The sequence below is a fragment of the Methanocella conradii HZ254 genome, from assembly GCF_000251105.1.
Taxonomy (GTDB): Archaea; Halobacteriota; Methanocellia; order Methanocellales; family Methanocellaceae; genus Methanocella; species Methanocella conradii.
Map to the genome: position 1 here is coordinate 1,659,767 of NC_017034.1, position 17,607 is coordinate 1,677,373.

Sequence of the window (17,607 nt, forward strand, 5' to 3'; positions counted from 1 at the left end):
ATCGCGTCAAAGAAAAATATATTTGTAAGTACGCCATATTGATGTGTGCTTTCCTTGGTTTACATGCTGGATGCAGGGATGGCAGAGCGGCTAATGCGGCGGACTGCAGATCCGTTTTGTGGGAGTTCAACTCTCTCTCCCTGCATCATGTACTTTTTGTGGATGTCATTGTGTTTCTTATCATATAGAAGAACCATTTGCCACAGAAAAAAGCCAAAAATAGGTTTGAAGGGCAAGAGCCAAATAGGGCTCCTGCCATATGCTGGTTAAAGGCAAACCAGAGAAGACGGGTCCGATTAATAAAGCTACCAATGAGCACGAAGCTCACTTTTCAGAGGCTTTCCCGCGCTCGATCAGTTCCCTTACTTTCTGGCCACCTTTATGCCCGATCTGCCTGTAAAACTCGGGGCCATGCCTCTCCTTGGTGGTAGTCCCACCGCGTCTTCCTGCCTCTCTAACACTGATCTCTCCTTTCGATTCCTTTTTGGCCATAGATTATCACTATAAAGAAAATCTACCAGCGGGTTTATAAGAATATGCCAAATTAAACGAGAGAAACTTAAAAAAAGGAAAAAGAAATGTGTGCTTTATGATTTATTTCTTGGGCGACTTTGACTTGGGCAGCTTAAATAGCTCCTTCGGGTTTCTGTCAAGTTCGCTGTACTGCAAGGTTGCCGTACCTAGCTTCTCGACGTTCGCCTTATATATCTTACCGCCCCTCGCCTTCGCGGCCTCCTTAATCCAGGCTGGCGCGCTCTTTGGCACGGGAACGAGCTCCCTCTTTCCCAGGAAATAGTGCAGCTTCTTTGTGCCCTTCTCCCTTAGTATTATGTTAGTAATGCCCCTGTTTGCAGCCTTAAGGGCAGCGTCTCTGGGCTGTGCGCCGCTGTAAGTGCCTATTTCTTCACCGTTCTCATTGATCAATCCAAAATTTTTCTTCTCTCTGTCTGCCGTAATTTTGGCCTCCTCTAAAGCATACGTATGAAACCGGCTCATATATAACGATTTTTGTCTATGCTACGAAAAACGGGGGGAATTATGCCGAAATATATTACCTTTCATCTAATAGCTTAAAAAGCTAGCGCTTAGTTTAGGGACGAAAAAGGCTATTCTGCCTTTTGCCCGCCATCAGCGGGAAACTCGCCGGTGACCCAGCACGCATTATTTTTCCTGAAGGCAATCTCCTCACGCTGAAGCATGGAGTCAATCGTGCTCTTTTTCAGCCCCATTTTCTGGTATTCGGCGAGAAGCTGTTTCTTCCTGCGCTCCCACCGACCGCTTATATTTTTCAGGTCCTCGTATGCCTTCTGCCGCAGCTCAGGAGTTGTGCAACTAGAGGCATCCCTCATGTTAAGCCTCATAAAAATATCCTTATGCGGAGCGGGAAACGCGACTTTTTTGGCCGGTGCGGCTTGTGCCGGAGGCCTGACAGGCGTGGCTCCGCCACGTATGAACTGTCCGCCAAGCTCCCTGCACATGGCCTCTAATTCCTTTAAAAAGGCCTCGTCTTTGGATTCGACGAACAATGTCATCGGCTGGTTTTCTGTGAAGGTGTCCTCCATTATCATCTCGATGACGCTCTTATCTATATAAACGCCGTCGCCGGTGGCCTCATTCACCCAGCCGCTCTTCCTGTCATCCCATGACATGCCATATTTCTTGATTATCCTCTTAATTTTCAGCTTGTTATCAGAATAGGTCTTGTGCGAGAAAACTATGGTGATCATAAATATCAGGGCCGCAGGCCATCTATTCTATCACCTGTGACCCCATATATTTTACTAGGCAGTGCAATCCTCCATGTATAGGTCAAAGCTTAAATAAGCGGGGGCTGGCCCTAAGGCTTCCTGGCCTCCGGTGGCAATGCTCTTCACATATGCCTGCCACTGCCTATAGAACGTGCCAAAATCCAGCCCGGTGCACAAAATGAAAGCCTTCTCGAAGTCCGTCTCAGGGCATTTCAGCATGCTAATGACAGCCGAAACCCCAAACTTTTTCACCATGAACTTGACCAGGCTATATGACTGCAGGTAGCCGTTCTTAGAAATGCTATAGTCCTCGCTATCGACCGCTTTAGCTATTTCGGCGGGCGTCAAGAACCCTTTGCCCATAATGAATTTTGAGACCTTCACGTCGCTGAACGGCTCCTTCGAGAAGACCATGCAAATGCCCTCCTCCATCCACGAAAATTCCCTGGAATCCTTATTCGCGAGGATATTATTTAGGCCCAGGTGGCATATCTCGTGCTCTGCAACGATTCTCAGGGAGTTCTTATCCTTCAGGGTCTCCTCACGGAGCACGATAGTGCTTGACTTCGTATTCCACGCCGAAAAGGCTTCGACGTGCTCCCCAACCTTGTCCATAGTCTTCTTGCCCACTACCAGCACTTTGATAGAATCGGGGCAGGCGCCCATGTATCCGTTTATTTCGCTATAGGCGTTCTCAAGTGTCCGGCCGACATCGCTATACCCGCTATCGGGCAAGGCATCAGAATAGTAAATCTCGAAGTGCCTGGTCTTTTCTCCCAGGGCCGTCGCGTTTGCCATACCTGCCATTAGGATTAAAAAAATACAGGTAAATGCCATCCAGCGTCTCATGATTAGCCATAGTATCTCATTTTATTTATTCTGTCATGCAAGATTTAACGGCCGTGGGACTAACATCAGATTTTTCTACCTCTACGTGGAGGACGAATTTTTCTATAGGCCTTCCTTGCAGGCTTTCGAGCGTGCACGTCACATTTTGATGGCCTCGCCCTATCGCCCTTATGTCGAAACATCGTATACCATAGGGGTTTTTTACCATGTGGCGGATGGATACGATTGGGTCGGGGAAAGAAGGGAGGGCGATATCGCGCTCCAGCGCCAGCCCATCCGAAGCCTCGATGCACCATATGAGACCGCTGGCAGGCCTCTCATGAAGCCTTATCTCAATAAGCGTGCCCTGCGATACCACGATGGTACTATTATTATCGGCTTCGGTCAGCACAGGGGGATAGCTCATCCTCATAAAGCCTAAAGAAAAGATGAGGGCAATGGCGACAAGCGCCAACGGGGCTAATCTAAAATTCACCATACTATTAGCCAGTACAAGGAGGCAAGATAAGAATATAAGCCGAAGAAATGGCGGCACCTGAGAAAAATAAAAATATGGGTAAAATGACTTATGATGCGAGTGCACATGAAAAAAAGAAAGCTGGAAATGCTACTCGAGCAGGTTGAAGGCTTCAGGTCTCCAGACGTGAGGCGCGAGCAGTATGCCACGCCAGCGGTGGTGGCAGCCGAGCTGCTATACTTTGCGTACATGAATGGCGACCTAATGGGCACTGTGGCAGACCTGGGGTGCGGCACGGGCATACTGGCTATCGGGGCAGGCCTTCTCGGAACAAAAAAGATTATAGGCATTGACAGCGATATAGGTGCGCTAAAGATAGCAAAGCAAAACGCAAAGCGGCTCGGCGTGGAAATAGAATGGGTTTGCTGCGACGTGAGAGACTTTTGCGGGCGTTTCGATACGGTGGTAATGAATCCCCCCTTTGGAGCGCAGGAAAAAGGGAGCGATAGGCCATTTCTTGATAAGGCCCTCGAAATCGGGAGCGTCATCTACTCGATACATAATGCAGGCTCTGCCGATTTTATAAGGGGCTACATCGATGGCAGGGGGGAAGTAACGGATATCGTCGCCCTGAAGTTTCCAATGCGGCATACCTTTAAATTTCACAGGAAAGAAATAGCATTAATAAATGTCGAGCTGTACAGGATAATAAGAAAATAGCAGGGAAGAACATGCCAGAAGGAGAATTCGTCATACCCGGAGACATGATAGGGACTTCAGAAGAGTTCATTCCGGGAAAGGGCACTTATGAAGATAAAGGTAACATCTACGCCGTTACTACTGGAAGGGTCGTATACAATAAGAAGGAAAGGAGCGTATCCGTGGAGCCGGTAACGAATACCCCGCCCACGCCCAGGGAAGGCGACATCGTCATAGGACGCGTCACGGACATAAAGGGCTCGGTGGCCCTGGTTGAGCTTTCCCGCATCAAGGGCCACCTGGACCGTGAGATAGCGGGCAACACGCAGGCGGCTATCCACATATCCAACGTCAAGGATTCCTACGTCCAGGACCTATCGAGGGAGTTCGGCTACCAGGATATAGTCAAGGCGAAGGTGATAGACACTAAGAACATGCGCCTATCTACAGTGGATAAGAATCTGGGCGTCTTGACCTCCCAGTGCCAGAGATGCAGGGTAACGCTGGTCCTGGAGGGCAATAGGCTTAAGTGCCCGAAGTGCGAGAAGAGGGAGACCAGAAAGCTCTCTTCAGATTATGGGAAGGGCATAATATAAGGTGGTTTTTATGGATGTCAAGGTTCTAAAGAAGACTGATACGGAGATCGAGCTTGAGATAAAGGGCGAGGACCACACGCTTTTGAACGCATTGAAGGCTTCGCTTCTCAATGATAAGGATGTCAAGGTCGCTACGTATGACATAGAGTTTCCAGGGATAAGCAACCCGGTCCTCTTCGTCAGGACGACTGGCTCTGAGGACCCGATTGAAGCCATCAAGAAGGCCGCTAAGGGCCTGGCAGGCGAATGTGAGGCCTTCATGGAGCTGTTCTCACAGAAGGCTAAGGCGTTCTAATTGAGCCTTTTTATCTATTTTTTGACCGTTTTTTGTGATGCTTATGAGCGAGATCGTGGTATTACGCCTGGGACACAGGCCAGAAAGGGACGCCAGGGTGACCACCCATGTTGGGCTAACCGCAAGGGCGCTGGGCGCGAGCGGGATGCTTCTTACCTCTAGTGATAAGTCCGTGGCCGGGAGCATAGAAGGCGTAGTCAAGAGCTGGGGCGGCGATTTCTGGGTGAAAACCGGCGTAAGCTACCGCTCCGCCATAAAGAAATGGAAAGAAGCGGGCGGCGTCGTCGTCCATTTGACCATGTATGGCATAAACATGCCAGAGCGTATAGGCAAGCTGAGGGAGGAGTATAGGGTGAAGGATATCATGGTTGTGGTGGGGGCGGAGAAGGTTCCAGGCGATGTCTATGGGCTGGCAGACTATAATATAGCGGTGGGTAACCAGCCCCACTCAGAGATAGCCGCGCTTGCCCTATTCCTGGACTGGCTGCAGGATGGCAAGGAATTTGAAAGGGCTTTTGAAGGTGGCGAGCTCATGATAATGCCGAGCGAGCATGGCAAAAGCGTGGTCAGGAAGCAATAAAGGTGTGTCGATGGCGCCGTCAATCCTCGTGGTCGGCTATAACGCTCGCGTAATGGCGTGCCCCGCCAGAAGGGCAGGCTATAAGGTCTACTCTTTAAGCCATTATGACGACCTGGACCTTTTGAGGTGCGTGGAGAAGAACTTTACCTTTAGCGGTGAGCTGCCATCTGATATAAGGCCCTGGCTTGACCATCTTGACGTAGACTATGTCGTCCTAGGCTCTGGCTTTGAAGGCCTGGACCTGCCAGCCTCGCTGGTGCTCGGTAATGACCCTAAGGTGGCCAGGGACGTGATAAACAAGGTCTGGCTGGCCGAAAAGCTGAATAAACTGGGATTGCCGCATCCTCGCATATTCAGGAAGAAAGGGGACATTGCTTTTCCATGCGTCGCAAAACCTATTAAGGGAGGAGGCGGGGTTAAGAATTTTTTGGTAAAAGATGAGTCGATGCTACCCGATGGCGACGAGTATTTCCTGCAGGAATACGTGGAGGGTAAGCCTCTAAGCGTGTCGGTGCTATCCACGGGCAGCGAGGCGATGCCCATCTCGGTGAACGAGATACTCGTGGGCAAAAAGTGGCTGGGACAGTGCCGCGAGTTCGGGTATTGCGGAAATGTAACGCCATATGAGACCCGCTTTAAGCGGCAGATGTTCGACATTGCGAGGGAGCTTGTGCCTGCGCTGGGGCTTGTCGGCCATAATGGCATAGACTTTATAGTGAATAAGGACGGCCCAATGGTGCTTGAGGTCAACCCGCGTTTTACTGGCGCAGTGGACTCCGTAGAGCTAGCTACAGGAGAAAACCTTTTCAAAGCTCACGTAGACGCCATAAACGGTAAGCTGCACGAATATCGCATAAGGCGATACGGCGCTAAAGCCATACTGTTCGCCCGTAGGCACACGGTGGTAAGGGGGAGCCTGCTCAAGCCCATGATAGCGGATGTGCCAAAGCCTGGAAACGTGTACGAGAATGGGGAGGCCATATGTACGATAATGGGGGCTGGCAGGACCAGGGGCGAGGCGATTGGCAGGCTCAAGGAAAGGCTCGGCTTCGTAAAAAAGAGCCTGTACACGGCCAGGGCATACAAAACCTGATAAAATATATAAACATACATTGAAACATTATAAGCACTCAAAATTTAATTTCCAGCAAGGTGAAATCGTGTCTGTTCTTGAGAACAAGGCGATAAGCGGCTATTTACACAAGCTAGTTGGGGACGACGGAATAAAAATAATAGAAAAAATACTTGAAAAGGCTCCCGACAAAGAGCTGACGGATGAAAAGGTCGCCGAGATAAGCGGAATAAACCTCAACCTGGTCCGTAAAACGCTATACATCTTATACGAAAACCACCTCGCCATTTATAGGCGGGAGAGGGATAAGGATAGTGGCTGGCTGACATACCTGTGGAAGCTCGACCTGGGTAACGCCGAGAACATGCTTAAGAACGAGACGAAGAAGCTCGTAAGAAAGCTGGAAAGGCGCCTCGAGTTCGAGAATAACGAGTTTTATATTTGCTCGGCAGAGCCTCCGCACAGGATACTATTCGACTACGCCGTTGATACTAACTTTACGTGCCCGGTGGATGGCACCCCCATGACCTATTATGATAATGCGATGGAAAAGCAGGCCATCGAGAGCAGGCTTGAGAAGCTTAAGCAAATGATTGGATAATGATAGCACTTACAAAAAAGGATGCCCTGGACCTTTTAAAAAAATATGGGGCAGATAAGCGCTTAATGGACCATCTTTGGGCCGTCCACGACTACGCTATGGAGATTGCGGAAAAGGCCTCCTGTGATCGGAGCCTGGTAGAAGTGGGCTCGCTCCTGCACGATATAGGCCGCACGAGGTCTCACGGCATAGATCACGCTATAGTCGGCGCTGAGATTTTGAGAAAAGAAGGCGTAGATGAGCGCGTCGTTAACATAGTAGAGCGGCATATCGGCGCCGGCCTGACGCCGGAAGAGGCTGAAAAGCTGGGATTACCCCCAAGGGATTACGTGCCAAAGTCTATCGAGGAAAAGATAGTCTGCCACGCCGACAACCTGATAGGCAGTAGTGAGCGCATCTCTATCAAGGATACCATAAAGATGGCCAGCCAAAAATGGTCCCCGTCTTCAGTGGACCGCTTGATAGAGATGCACTTTGAGGTGTTCAAGCCCGACGTCGTCAGGGTAAATGAAAAGATGCTAAAAAAGGCTTGCGGCGATTTGAAAAACGTTGAAAAGTGCCTGGATGGGCTTTTAAAAGGCTTTGACCTGCTCTACAGGATGAGGATGGAGAATGGCATTACAGTCGAGATGTTCGGGCAGGACAGCGAAAAGGCGGCGCGCTACCTGGAAGAAAAAGGCGTTGCGGCGCCAGCCTAGCACTTTTTGGCGTGCTTGCTCAGGCTCTCCACGGCCCCTTCGGTCATCTCATTGTCATACCTTAAAGTGGCCAGGTATTCGTTGTCATCCAAAACGAAGATTATATCCTGCGTTTTATGGTCGCCCTGATTCTGGATAGGCGTTAGGCGCTTTATGCTGTCCTTGCCCGCTATAGACTTGATCCTCTCAAGAATCCTATCCCTGATCTCAAGCCTATCGCCCCGGGCTGGAAAAGCCTTCCCGCTTACCGTGATTTTCTGTATCTCTTCCAGCTTCTCGTACATATAGATAAGCTATACCGGCCAAAATATAAATATAATTATTGTATTGTAACGCTCCTTACGCTTTTGACCTTCCTAAGCTCGCTGACAAGCTCTCCCGGGATCACGTCGTTAGTTATGACCGTCATCTTTGGGTCATCCGTAAAAAACGGGTCGTCAGTGACCGCCTGCCTTATGCTCAGGTTGAACTTGGCGATGACCCCGGTCACTTCGCTTATTATGCCTATATTCTGGGCGTTATCCGGCGTTATTATGATGACGCCCAGCCCTATAAGCGGGGCGACATCCCTGAAAGATGCTATCGAGTGGATATTCATAAAAATGCGCTTCAATTCCTCATCCTTCAAGATCATCTCGGTGGTCGCGTCCACAACGCGTCGGTCTACTCCAACCTCTTTTGCGATCTGCGTGTGAGGGATCTCTATCTTGCCCGATACCACATGGCCATGCTCATCGACCTGGAAGCCCCGCTCCAGCAATAGCCTTACAACTTTTTCCTGTGAGGGCATGCCCTTGAACTTGCCGGTGATCTTGCTCCACATACCCATAACCTTCTTTACGAATATTTGAAGGCGATACATAATAAAGGTTGTTTAAAGAAGCGTTAATAGAGCAAGGGCGCCCCAAATGTCCAGGCTTCAAGCTCTAAAACCTTCTCCCAGGTCAGGCGACACTCACAGCCCAATCCATCAAAAACCGAGACATCCTGGGTGATGGAGTATTTCCTTATAGCGTCAGCGAACGCATGATCACACCTATAGCAATTATGAGGCCCCCTGGGTGAGCCCGCTGCCAGAGGGTCTGACATTATAATGGCCCCCGTCTTTCCATGTACCCGCCTAATTATTTCGACAATGGTCCAAAGCCATGGAGGCCTATAAGCCTTCTTCCTAAAAAGCTCATCCACGATAGTGCCACGCTGAACATTACAAAGGTTAATCGATATGGTGCCCGCATATGGGGCCGCATCCAGCACCGATTTAACCATGTCGTCCAGCGCATCCTTCTCGTCGATGAAAGGAGGCTTAAGCAACAGGTATGCCTTAGTGGTAACGCCATGCCTTTTTGCCGTTTCGCTGGCCTTAACGAAATCCATGAAAAGAAAGTTCTTATTTATACACTCTATGCGAATCTTATCGCTAGACGTCTCCAGGCCGATGGCGACCTCGAGGCGCTCGACGTACTTTTTAGCCTCCTCAAGAGCCTTATCAGTGACGAACTCCGGCCTTGTCTCCACGATTACCTTGCTGGCCTTTTTCGAAAGGCTTGACAGGATCTCATCCCTCGCCTTCTCGGGCACCTCCCCCTTATCTAAAAAGCTGCCCGATGTGAACAGCTTGACGACCTTGCCATCTATGCTATTCTCTACCGAGCGGTATTGTGCTATGAGGTCATCGGCAGTAGGAGGCGTGACTGCGGCATCATAAGTGTAGCCACACATCGTGCAGCCCCCCTTCTGCGCCCAGTAGCAGCCCTTCGTCCTGAAGACGATGGTATTAGACCGCACAGGCTTGCCATCCAGCAGGTCTTCCCCCTTCCAGAAGCCGACCAGCTCCGTCGGCATGCGAGGCCTCATCCTCTGACGCCTGCGAATTTCCATCATGGCTTCTCCCAAATTTTCCATCATAGCCTCTCCACATGCCTTAGCTCTACTGCCATGCCCCTTGTTGACCCTACCATCTCGTAGCCGCTCATCTTAGCCTTTCCAACGCCTATTGCCTTTGGCCCCTTTACGAGCACGTCATCGCCCGGCCTTATCTGGAGGCTTGCCCCTATTATCCCCGGGGCCAGTACGCTGCCTTTCGGCACGAAATCGCCTATTGTGACCTCATAGTCAGGCTCAAGCCTCATCCTCTTTGCGCCCTCCAGCGTTAGCGAAAGCGACCCATAGTCGGGCGAAATCGAGCAAAGCTGCTCCCTGCCACCGAACAGCGCGTACCTCGGGTATCTGCCCTTGACAGTGGCATCCTCTGGCACCAGAAGCTCACCATTGCCCGCCCCAAACTGGTAGTCTGCCATGCCGCGGAACAAGTCCAACATCAGATCTTTCGCGCTTCTCGGCTTCGTGCCCAGCTCGTCCACAGCCGCCCTGACGTGCTCCACAAGGCTTAAAAGCGATTCCTCGCTCGTTATACGCCCTCTTGACGTGAATACCATCTCGTGGCCTGACTGCTTGCAAACCTCAACATATGGCCCGTCTACGTGTGCCAGGACCTTTTTAAAGCTATGCGTATCCAGGTAGTCTCGCAGGCAGCCGGACACCCACTGGCGCTCCTCGAGGTCCCAGACGCCCGTGACTGCCACGTCGTAGTGTGCGGCAGGATAAACTAGCTCTAATTCCCTCGGCACGACGCCCAATGGCGACGTTAAAATCAGCTCGTGTACATAATTTTTATATTTCCCTAGCGCGCTCGCCAGCGCCATGTGTGACTGAGAGGCCGAATACGGCTTTCTCGCCGAGCATGGGATGATGAGGAGTATATCCCCATTCGACCTGAAACGCTCCTTCACCCGCTGGGCGAAACGCCTCACTTCCACCCTGTTTTGCGACTCCGCAGAACAAGCAAGCATTCTAGAAGAGCGATAGGTGGGCGTACGCTGTTCCAGGTAATCGTATTGAGCATCCGCCAGCCTAAGCAGGGCAGTAAGCCACGGCCTTGAGCGGCACTGCTTCTCCACGTACTCCCTAAGCATGCCCCTGCGAATATGAAGCTTTACCCGCTTCAGCTCCTCCTCAAGCCTTAAATAGTTATGCTTAGCCAGCAGCTCGAAGCGTTCTTTCGCCCGCATGGACCTCAGCCCCTCTGGAGTATTATTACGGCACACCTCACAGCTACAAGGAAGGTCGAAAAGCTCGCCAGGCGAAAACTCCCCGTCCTGGGTCAAATACAGGCCTTCATACGCCTTAGCAGTGGTAAGGACATCATCGACGATGTCAGCGCCAAGATAAATAAGCAGGGAAAGGTTTTCAGGCGTCGCAAGCGCGGGCACATATAAGGCAGTATCGGGCTTTGACGAAGCCCTAATCTTTATAATGCTATCCAGCAAGGCCCTGGCATCACCTTCAATGGCCCTGGCGCCCGCCATGACGTACACGTCGGCGCCCTCAACGTGCCAGTCCGGGTGTACCACGACGCCAACCGGCGCCTCCATTTCCATTTTATCACGCGCTAATGGCGCAAAAAAGTTAATAAGCCCCTTGGGCGCATGATAAGGCAGCCCAATGTATGGCAAAATATTAACAGAATCAATGGCGCACGAAATCTGCTCATGCAGCAAAGCATTTCCCTCATTAACCATGATGCTCTCATGAGTGCGCTCAATATAAGGCGTCTCAACCCCGCCCCTGATGAGTATGCGGCCCAGCCTGGCCGCGCCATCCCTGTGCGTGACCTCGAAGAAACGCGTCAAATGCCTCTACCTTCAGGGGATAAATCACCGCCTCGTATAAATAACCTTTTCCCACGCTCAAAATTAAGTGGCAGAACAGCATATGGCTTTTAAACAAAGGGATAATAAGCCAAAACCTATAATATTCAGCACTTGCTAATAATACAGGTATTATTTTGGTATCATCTGCGCCATTGATTGCTAAATTAGCCTATTTCCGTTATTTACATGGAGAATATACAATAGAATATGCGCTTAGATTATATTAAGGTGCGATCCTATGGCACGAAAGGAAACCAAAGGAGAGATGACTGTAAGGGAAGCCGGAAGAAAAGGCGGGACCACCACCAAGCAGAGGTATGGCGAAGGCTACTATGAGAGCATTGGAAAGAAGGGTGGCCAGAAGGTCCGTGAGCTCATAAGGAAAGGTAAAGAGGCGATGGAAAAGAAGTAGGCCTTCCCTCCTACTTTATTCATTCTCATATAATAATGTACTTTATAATTAGCTGATTTTATCGTTATCTTTTGAATTGTTTTTGTTGTTGGTTTGGCGGCGTTCCGTTTTTCCCAAGGACTCGCATACCTTAGTACTCGATGGATCGTTGGCGGGCTTAACTTCCGGGTTCGATGCAGGACCTGGCGGCCCCGGAGCTTTGGCCGCCAACACCACAACATCAAAAGACCATAATTATTAGCAGATAAATTTGTAATTGTTTTTTAGTTATCGCTATCTGTACATCTTTTCAGCTTTTAACGTCTTATTTTCACAGTTAACAGTTCGTGAGAGAAATTATAAATATTGATGAGTAATAGGTTGCTATATAAGCGTATTATCCTGGGACAGGCCAATCCGTCCAGAGAAGACCCATCCCAGGAACCCGAAGGCAATGAGAGATAAGATTTTATCATAGATAAAGCCTTGCTTGAGCCTCCCAGAAGCGGCGCTAACAAGGGAGGTTAAAGTATGTTGAAGAAAATCAAAATAGGAACAATGGGAATGGTCATAATGGTAGTCCTCTTAATTACTGTGGCCACTCTCAACGTGGGTACAGTAAACGCTAATACAACTGATAAAAAGACTTCAGACCTAAAATGGGTAACGAAATACGTTCCAGGCTTTGGAAATGTAACCGCCCGTGAAGATATGTTCGTAGGCGAGGGGAATAATACTAAAATCGTGCTAAATAAAGACTATCAAACAAACGGCGCTATCACCCCGATATTTGAGAACGTTCCGCAAGTAGACGTCGTTACGGTTAATACGCCTTATGGGAACGTAACTGTAACAAAAGACGAATATAATAAGCTTGGGAAAGACAAGATTATAGCGGACCAAAAGGCATTCATTGAGCAAAGAAATGAATTAATTAAAGCCGGTAGGCTCGATACGTCTCTGGAAAATTTAAGCGAAAGCCAATTCATCGCTAAGACCCAAGCTATAACGCAGACAGTACTACAGGAACAAATAAGTCCTTTGTCAACGTCACAAAACACAATGCAAACCACCGTTGTACAAACTGCTTCAGGTACGTTTTATTGGTCAAGGGAAGACTATCGTGTTCAGCGTTACCCATGGTGTTATCCATCATGTATATACGGAATAGCATATCCTTTTGCGTCAACCCCGCTTCCACCGAGTGATGGCACGACCGTTTATCACGAGGTGGAAATCCATCTTAATAATGCTGGAAGTAATGGAGAAACTTGTGAAATCATCGCACAGCATTCGTGGGACGGAAGAAGCGTCTGGCCGTCCATGTTTATAGATGGTAAAGACCAATCAATGCCGGAGATGCAGATAAAAAATGTTAATGGACCGATTGAATATAGGTTTGAATACATTCCCAGCAACCCAGATTATTCTGGGCACCCGACCTACAAAATAACGTTGTATAATCCAGCAAACGGGGATACCCGCAGAAAAACCTTTGACGTGAACTATCTATCCACTCGTGGCACATATATAGACTTCTTGGACCCGGACGTAGAGTTCCTACACAGTGACCCGTGCCCGGTTTGCTATTCCAATTCAAACTTTGTACAGGAAGGAGCGTACCAGGGGTCCACATATTGTAATCCGGCGGATGTTTTCATCCCCCTGTATAAGACGAGCTCCCAATATGCACAAGTAGGATTGTCAATGAATTATCCGAGCAGCGGTCAGATCCTGTCCACGCATGAGAGCGGTAACAATGTATCTTAGGGGTTTAGTGATATAGGTGATTAAAGACTATAACGATCCATGATGCGGAGGGCGATTTGAAAATGAGAACCAAAAAATTCGCAATTTGCGTTATTTTTATTTATATTAGCAGCATAGGTGTTTTTCTTTCATTAAGTGGATGTATAAATACGGGCATTATTACAGGCAATAATACGAGTACTGTGCCGCCCATCGCTAGCGGCCGTGTTTTTTTGGACGGGAAGGCCGTAAGCGGTGCTGCTATCGAGGCAGTACCCATAAACGGAGCTGGAAAGCTATACACCATTATGGACGATAAAGTATCCATCAAGGGAGCCGGCAATCTATACACTATTACAGACAATAATGGCGCTTATACCCTAAATATAACGCCCGCTACACCCTATAGCATTACGGCTACGTATCAAGGCCTTCGGCATACTATATGGCCTGTATATCTAGATAACAGGTCGGATACTTTTAATATTAATCTGACAACCACTCCGAAGTCAACAATCGAGGGCACCGGATTTGCGACATGTTCAGATCCAAGTAGAAATACAAGTGATATGAGCATCTTCGACATCAACTTGAACTCTACCAAGGACCATACTATTACCTCTAAGGCTTTAAATAGGGATGGTAGTTACTTACTGGAAGTAGAGCCCAATGTAACATACGAGATGAGCGGTACTCTTGGTGAGATGGGTTCGCCCCCGATAACCCAATTTTTCTACCATAATTATAAGCCGTTGGGCAACCTTCCTCAGATTACCGTTAGCCCCAATGAGACCGTCCTGATAGACTACATGGTTGTTTTACCATAATGTGGTATCGTCTTCTCTGGCTTGATAGTCAGAGACGATTCTATATTTATTTGTGACAGCTAAAAAAATTATTTTAGATGTGTTTTTTTGTTTTTGGTTGGTTTGGCGGCGTTCCAGGTTTTCCGGGGACTCGCGTACCCGAGTACTCCCTGGTACGTGGGCGGGTTTAACTTCCGGGTTCGGTGTGGGTCCGGGTGGTTCCCCGCCGCTTTGGCCGCCAAAACCAGTCATGTGTTGAACATGAGAGGTGGTTGTCCTTGTTGTTTTGCTGTGTGTTTGCGGGTCTCTTGGTTTGCGTATTGGATTGTAATTATCGTGTCTTGTCGTGTTTTTGTCTTGTTGTGTTTTGGCTTGTTTGGGTTGTTAGTGGTTGCGGGTTGAGCGCATCGTTGCCTTTGCGCGTACGCCCCAACTCTATCCACCCCGTCTTTTACGGGGACCCTTTTGTGGCCTTTTTTCAGGGTGTTTTTCGGGCTTAGATGCTTTCAGCCCTTACAACTTAGCGCGTGGCTGCCCGGCCCGCCCTGTCGGACGACCGGTTGACTAGTGGCGCCGTTGCCTTGTTCCTCTCGTACTAAAAGCAACTTCCCCTCAGGCCACCTTTGCACCCCTAACAGATAGTAACCGACCTGTCTCACGACGGTCTAAACCCAGCTCACGATCTCCTTTAATAGGCGAACAACCTCACCCTTGGCCGCTGCTGCACGGCCAGGATGGAAAGAACCGACATCGAGGTAGCAAGCCGCCGGGTCGATATGTACTCTTGCCGGCGACGACTCTGTTATCCCCGGGGTAGCTTTTCTGACATCAATGGCCCTCACACTTAGGGCGCATTGGTTCGTTAAGCCCGACTTTCGTCTCACGAAGCCTTGTTGTGCGGCTTCGTGTCAAGCCAACTTGTGCCTTTACACTCCACGCCCGGTTTCTGACCGGGTTGAGTTGACCTTAGGGCGCCATCGATACCTTTTCGAGGGCGTGCCGCCCCAGCCAAACTGCCCGCCTATCAGTGTCCCCACCAGGGTTAGGGTCGCAGTCGCCGGAGGATAGTGTCTCAACAGCCCCTCCACCCCCCCTGGCGAGGGGGCTTCAGACGGGTCCTATCTACGCTGCACACCGGCGGCCGTAACCCAATGACAGGTTGCAGTAAAGCTCCACGGGGTCTTCACTTCCCATTAGGGGTCCCTAGACTCTGCACTAGGATGTAATGTTCACCGGCGCCTGGCCAGGGACAGTGGAGCGCTCGTTGATCCATTCATGCAAGCCGCCAATTAAGCGGCAAGGTACTACGCTACCTTAAGAGGGTTATAGTCACCCCCGCCGTTGACAGGCCCTTCTTCCCCTTGGACGGGGTTTTCAGGTACCTGCACTGGGCAGGATTCACTGATCGTACTAGACCTTTCGGTTTGGCGATCAGCTATGTTGTTATTAGACAGTCAGCGCTCCCTTGTCACTGCGACCTGCCACCCTCGTGGCAGGCACCCCTTATCCCTAGGTTACGGGGCTAACTTGCCGAATTCCCTTGGCCAGGGTGTGCCGACACGCCTTAGTCTTCTTAACTAGGGGCACCTGTGTCGGATCTCGGTACGGGTCTTCCACTCCCTTTTCACGGGTTCCCTGTGTGACACTGCTTACGTCATCGCACTTTACACGTTTTCTCACCGTTACGGTCCTCCAACGTGCTATGGTGTTTGAACAAGCTGACGGGCTTGCCAGTGCTGGCAGGAAACGTTGGTTTGTGTGTGGAAGAGTACAGGAATATTAACCTGTCTCCCTTTCGGCCAACTAGGTTAGGGTTGGCCTTAGGACCGACTAACCCTCGGCTGACGATCATGGCCGAGGAAACCTAGCCCTTTCGGCGGCACGGATTCTCACCGTGCTATGCTGTTACTAGTGCCAAGATTTTCTTCTCCGCGCGCTCCACAGGACCTCGCGGCCCTGCTTCCACGCCCGCGGAGTGCCTCCCTACGAGGTTATCTCTCGATACTCCCGGGTCTCGGCTGTCGGCTTGAGCCCCGTCCATTTTCAGGGCCCCAGACCTCGACTGGTAAGCTGTTACGCTTTTCTTAGAGGATAGCTGCTTCTAAGCTCACCTCCCAGTTGTCAAGGGCCTGGGACGCCTTTCAGTGTTAACACTTAGCCGACAAATTTGGGGCCTTAACCCGGGTCTGGGTTGTCTCCCTTACGGACTAGAAGCTTACCCCCCAGCCCGGACTTCCCGCCTTCTCTGGTGGGGACGAGTTTGGAGTTCGACAAGAGGACGAATGGTCTCCCATCCGGCTCCCCTAATCGGTGCTCTACCTCGCCCCCCGCCTCTGGCGAGGTCATGCTTCGACATGTTTCGGGAGGAACCAGCTGTTTCCAAGTTCGATTGGACTTTCACCCCTAGACACGGGTCACGCGAACGATTTGCATATCAGTACCGCTAACGATCCTCCACGTAACTTTCGTTACGCTTCGATCTGCCCACGCCTAGATCACCTGGTTCCGGGTCGTGGCCCGGTGACTCCGCGCAAATCCTACGCCGCCCCTCGTTTCCTGCGGGCTTGTCGCTTTCGCTACGGCTCCCCCTGTGGGGTTAGCCTCGCCACCGGGCCCCACTCCTTGGCCCGTTCTTCAAAACGTACGATAGGACACTGGCACCCCGCCTCGTACAACACTCTCGCGGGTGCTTCCTTCGGCGGGGAGGTCCTTTCATGCCCTATCGCTCCATAGCCATCCGGTTTCAGGCTCTTTTAACCTCCCTTTTCGGGGTGCTTTTCAGCTTTCGATCACTCTACTATTACGCTATCGGTCTCGAGGTATGTTCAGCCTTGGAGGAATGTGTCCCCCGGTTTCCCGCGAGGTTTCCGGCCCACGGTACTCAGGATCCCGGTCACACCTTGTTATTGTTTCGGCCACGGGGCTATCACCCTCTACGGCCCCCCGTTCCAGGGGAGTCGGCCTCACAACAACCAGGCTAAAAGACCGGTCCTGCAACACCACATCTCCCCCCTATTACTAGGGGGGATTCGGTTTAGGCTAATTTGCTGTGTTCACTCGCCGTTACTAGCAGCATCCCAGTTTGGTTTCTTTTCCTGCCCCTACGCAGATGTTTCAACTCGGGGCGTTCCCAGCCCTTATCGGGCTTCCCTTTGTGGGAGAGAGTTCTCATTAGGAGATCCCGGGATCAGGGGCTCCTTGCGCCTCCCCCGGGCTTATCGCAGCTTGGCACGTCCTTCTTCGGTTCTCGAGCCAAGCCATCCACCGGATGGCACAGCAACGCCAAAACACACTAGCATACGCTGTGACACCTACGCCTCATGTGCGAGGCGTGAATTACAATCCAATTTTAC

The 17,607-nt window shown here is 50.4% G+C and carries 19 protein-coding genes, 1 tRNA gene and 3 rRNA genes; 11 read left to right on the forward strand and 12 right to left on the reverse strand.

Annotation, left to right across the window (positions count from 1 at the left end; all coding sequences use genetic code 11):
- The first annotated feature begins 72 nt into the window (after nucleotides 1–72).
- Nucleotides 73–145 (forward strand) — tRNA-Cys (locus MTC_RS08610).
- Nucleotides 146–324: 179 nt separating this feature from the next.
- On the opposite strand, the gene MTC_RS08615 is transcribed toward MTC_RS08610, so the two are convergent.
- The 5 genes from MTC_RS08615 to MTC_RS08635 all read right to left on the reverse strand — a co-directional run bounded on the left by MTC_RS08615 (nucleotide 325) and on the right by MTC_RS08635 (nucleotide 3,075).
- Complete coding sequence (locus MTC_RS08615) at nucleotides 325–492, reverse strand: KGG domain-containing protein (protein ID WP_048189246.1); 168 nt, start codon at nucleotides 490–492, stop codon at nucleotides 325–327.
- Between the two features lie 102 nt (nucleotides 493–594).
- Complete coding sequence (locus MTC_RS08620) at nucleotides 595–996, reverse strand: non-histone chromosomal MC1 family protein (protein WP_014406309.1); 402 nt, start codon at nucleotides 994–996, stop codon at nucleotides 595–597.
- 110 nt (nucleotides 997–1,106) lie between these two features.
- Nucleotides 1,107–1,727, reverse strand: a complete 621-nt coding sequence (locus MTC_RS08625) for a hypothetical protein (RefSeq protein ID WP_014406310.1) — start codon at nucleotides 1,725–1,727, stop codon at nucleotides 1,107–1,109.
- 54 nt (nucleotides 1,728–1,781) lie between these two features.
- The gene (locus MTC_RS08630; protein WP_143767117.1) at nucleotides 1,782–2,546 is read right to left on the reverse strand and encodes a peptidase MA family metallohydrolase; all 765 of its coding nucleotides are present in this window, start codon (nucleotides 2,544–2,546) and stop codon (nucleotides 1,782–1,784) included.
- Nucleotides 2,547–2,622: 76 nt separating this feature from the next.
- Nucleotides 2,623–3,075, reverse strand: coding sequence for a hypothetical protein (locus MTC_RS08635; RefSeq protein WP_014406312.1), 453 nt, complete (start codon nucleotides 3,073–3,075; stop codon nucleotides 2,623–2,625).
- A 105-nt stretch (nucleotides 3,076–3,180) separates the two neighbouring features.
- Here MTC_RS08635 and MTC_RS08640 point away from each other — a divergent pair, with 105 nt between their 5' ends.
- The 7 genes from MTC_RS08640 to MTC_RS08670 all read left to right on the forward strand — a co-directional run bounded on the left by MTC_RS08640 (nucleotide 3,181) and on the right by MTC_RS08670 (nucleotide 7,595).
- Entirely contained in the window at nucleotides 3,181–3,774 is a 594-nt protein-coding gene (locus MTC_RS08640) for an METTL5 family protein (RefSeq protein WP_014406313.1), read from the forward strand.
- 11 nt (nucleotides 3,775–3,785) lie between these two features.
- Nucleotides 3,786–4,349: an exosome complex RNA-binding protein Csl4 gene (locus MTC_RS08645; RefSeq protein ID WP_014406314.1), complete on the forward strand. Its 564-nt coding sequence runs from the start codon at nucleotides 3,786–3,788 to the stop codon at nucleotides 4,347–4,349.
- Between the two features lie 10 nt (nucleotides 4,350–4,359).
- Entirely contained in the window at nucleotides 4,360–4,644 is a 285-nt protein-coding gene (locus MTC_RS08650) for a DNA-directed RNA polymerase subunit L (protein ID WP_014406315.1), read from the forward strand.
- A 43-nt stretch (nucleotides 4,645–4,687) separates the two neighbouring features.
- Nucleotides 4,688–5,224 (forward strand): tRNA (cytidine(56)-2'-O)-methyltransferase, encoded by a 537-nt coding sequence (locus MTC_RS08655; protein ID WP_048189622.1) that lies wholly within the window; start codon nucleotides 4,688–4,690, stop codon nucleotides 5,222–5,224.
- Between the two features lie 10 nt (nucleotides 5,225–5,234).
- Entirely contained in the window at nucleotides 5,235–6,317 is a 1,083-nt protein-coding gene (locus tag MTC_RS08660; protein WP_014406317.1) for an ATP-grasp domain-containing protein, read from the forward strand.
- 67 nt (nucleotides 6,318–6,384) lie between these two features.
- Complete coding sequence (locus tag MTC_RS08665; RefSeq protein ID WP_014406318.1) at nucleotides 6,385–6,897, forward strand: transcription factor; 513 nt, start codon at nucleotides 6,385–6,387, stop codon at nucleotides 6,895–6,897.
- Nucleotides 6,897–7,595, forward strand: coding sequence for an HDIG domain-containing metalloprotein (locus MTC_RS08670; RefSeq protein WP_014406319.1), 699 nt, complete (start codon nucleotides 6,897–6,899; stop codon nucleotides 7,593–7,595). The genes MTC_RS08665 and MTC_RS08670 overlap by 1 nt, the downstream gene beginning before the upstream one ends.
- On the opposite strand, the gene MTC_RS08675 is transcribed toward MTC_RS08670, so the two are convergent.
- The 4 genes from MTC_RS08675 to arcS form a co-directional block, all read right to left on the reverse strand.
- Nucleotides 7,592–7,879: a hypothetical protein gene (locus MTC_RS08675; RefSeq protein ID WP_014406320.1), complete on the reverse strand. Its 288-nt coding sequence runs from the start codon at nucleotides 7,877–7,879 to the stop codon at nucleotides 7,592–7,594. The genes MTC_RS08670 and MTC_RS08675 overlap by 4 nt on opposite strands.
- Before the next feature lie 35 nt (nucleotides 7,880–7,914).
- Nucleotides 7,915–8,418, reverse strand: a complete 504-nt coding sequence (locus MTC_RS08680) for an amino acid-binding protein (RefSeq protein WP_014406321.1) — start codon at nucleotides 8,416–8,418, stop codon at nucleotides 7,915–7,917.
- A gap of 62 nt (nucleotides 8,419–8,480) precedes the next feature.
- The gene (locus tag MTC_RS08685; protein WP_014406322.1) at nucleotides 8,481–9,503 is read right to left on the reverse strand and encodes an archaeosine biosynthesis radical SAM protein RaSEA; all 1,023 of its coding nucleotides are present in this window, start codon (nucleotides 9,501–9,503) and stop codon (nucleotides 8,481–8,483) included.
- On the reverse strand, nucleotides 9,500–11,287 hold the full coding sequence (gene arcS, locus MTC_RS08690) for an archaeosine synthase subunit alpha (RefSeq protein WP_014406323.1): 1,788 nt from the start codon (nucleotides 11,285–11,287) through the stop codon (nucleotides 9,500–9,502). Before arcS ends, MTC_RS08685 begins: the two co-directional genes overlap by 4 nt.
- A gap of 259 nt (nucleotides 11,288–11,546) precedes the next feature.
- Between arcS and MTC_RS08695 the strand changes: the two genes are divergently transcribed.
- Nucleotides 11,547–11,720, forward strand: coding sequence for a hypothetical protein (locus tag MTC_RS08695; protein WP_014406324.1), 174 nt, complete (start codon nucleotides 11,547–11,549; stop codon nucleotides 11,718–11,720).
- A gap of 91 nt (nucleotides 11,721–11,811) precedes the next feature.
- Here the strand turns inward: MTC_RS08695 and rrf (MTC_RS08700) are convergent.
- Nucleotides 11,812–11,931: ribosomal RNA gene (gene rrf / locus MTC_RS08700) — 5S ribosomal RNA — on the reverse strand.
- A gap of 299 nt (nucleotides 11,932–12,230) precedes the next feature.
- Here rrf (MTC_RS08700) and MTC_RS08705 point away from each other — a divergent pair.
- A complete protein-coding gene (locus tag MTC_RS08705) occupies nucleotides 12,231–13,469 on the forward strand; it encodes a hypothetical protein (protein WP_014406325.1) in 1,239 nt (412 codons plus the stop codon).
- A 62-nt stretch (nucleotides 13,470–13,531) separates the two neighbouring features.
- On the forward strand, nucleotides 13,532–14,275 hold the full coding sequence (locus MTC_RS08710; protein ID WP_048189250.1) for a carboxypeptidase-like regulatory domain-containing protein: 744 nt from the start codon (nucleotides 13,532–13,534) through the stop codon (nucleotides 14,273–14,275).
- Between the two features lie 100 nt (nucleotides 14,276–14,375).
- Here the strand turns inward: MTC_RS08710 and rrf (MTC_RS08715) are convergent.
- Nucleotides 14,376–14,497 (reverse strand): 5S ribosomal RNA (rrf, locus tag MTC_RS08715).
- Nucleotides 14,498–14,617: 120 nt separating this feature from the next.
- Nucleotides 14,618–17,544: ribosomal RNA gene (locus MTC_RS08720) — 23S ribosomal RNA — on the reverse strand.
- Between the last annotated feature and the right edge of the window lie 63 nt (nucleotides 17,545–17,607).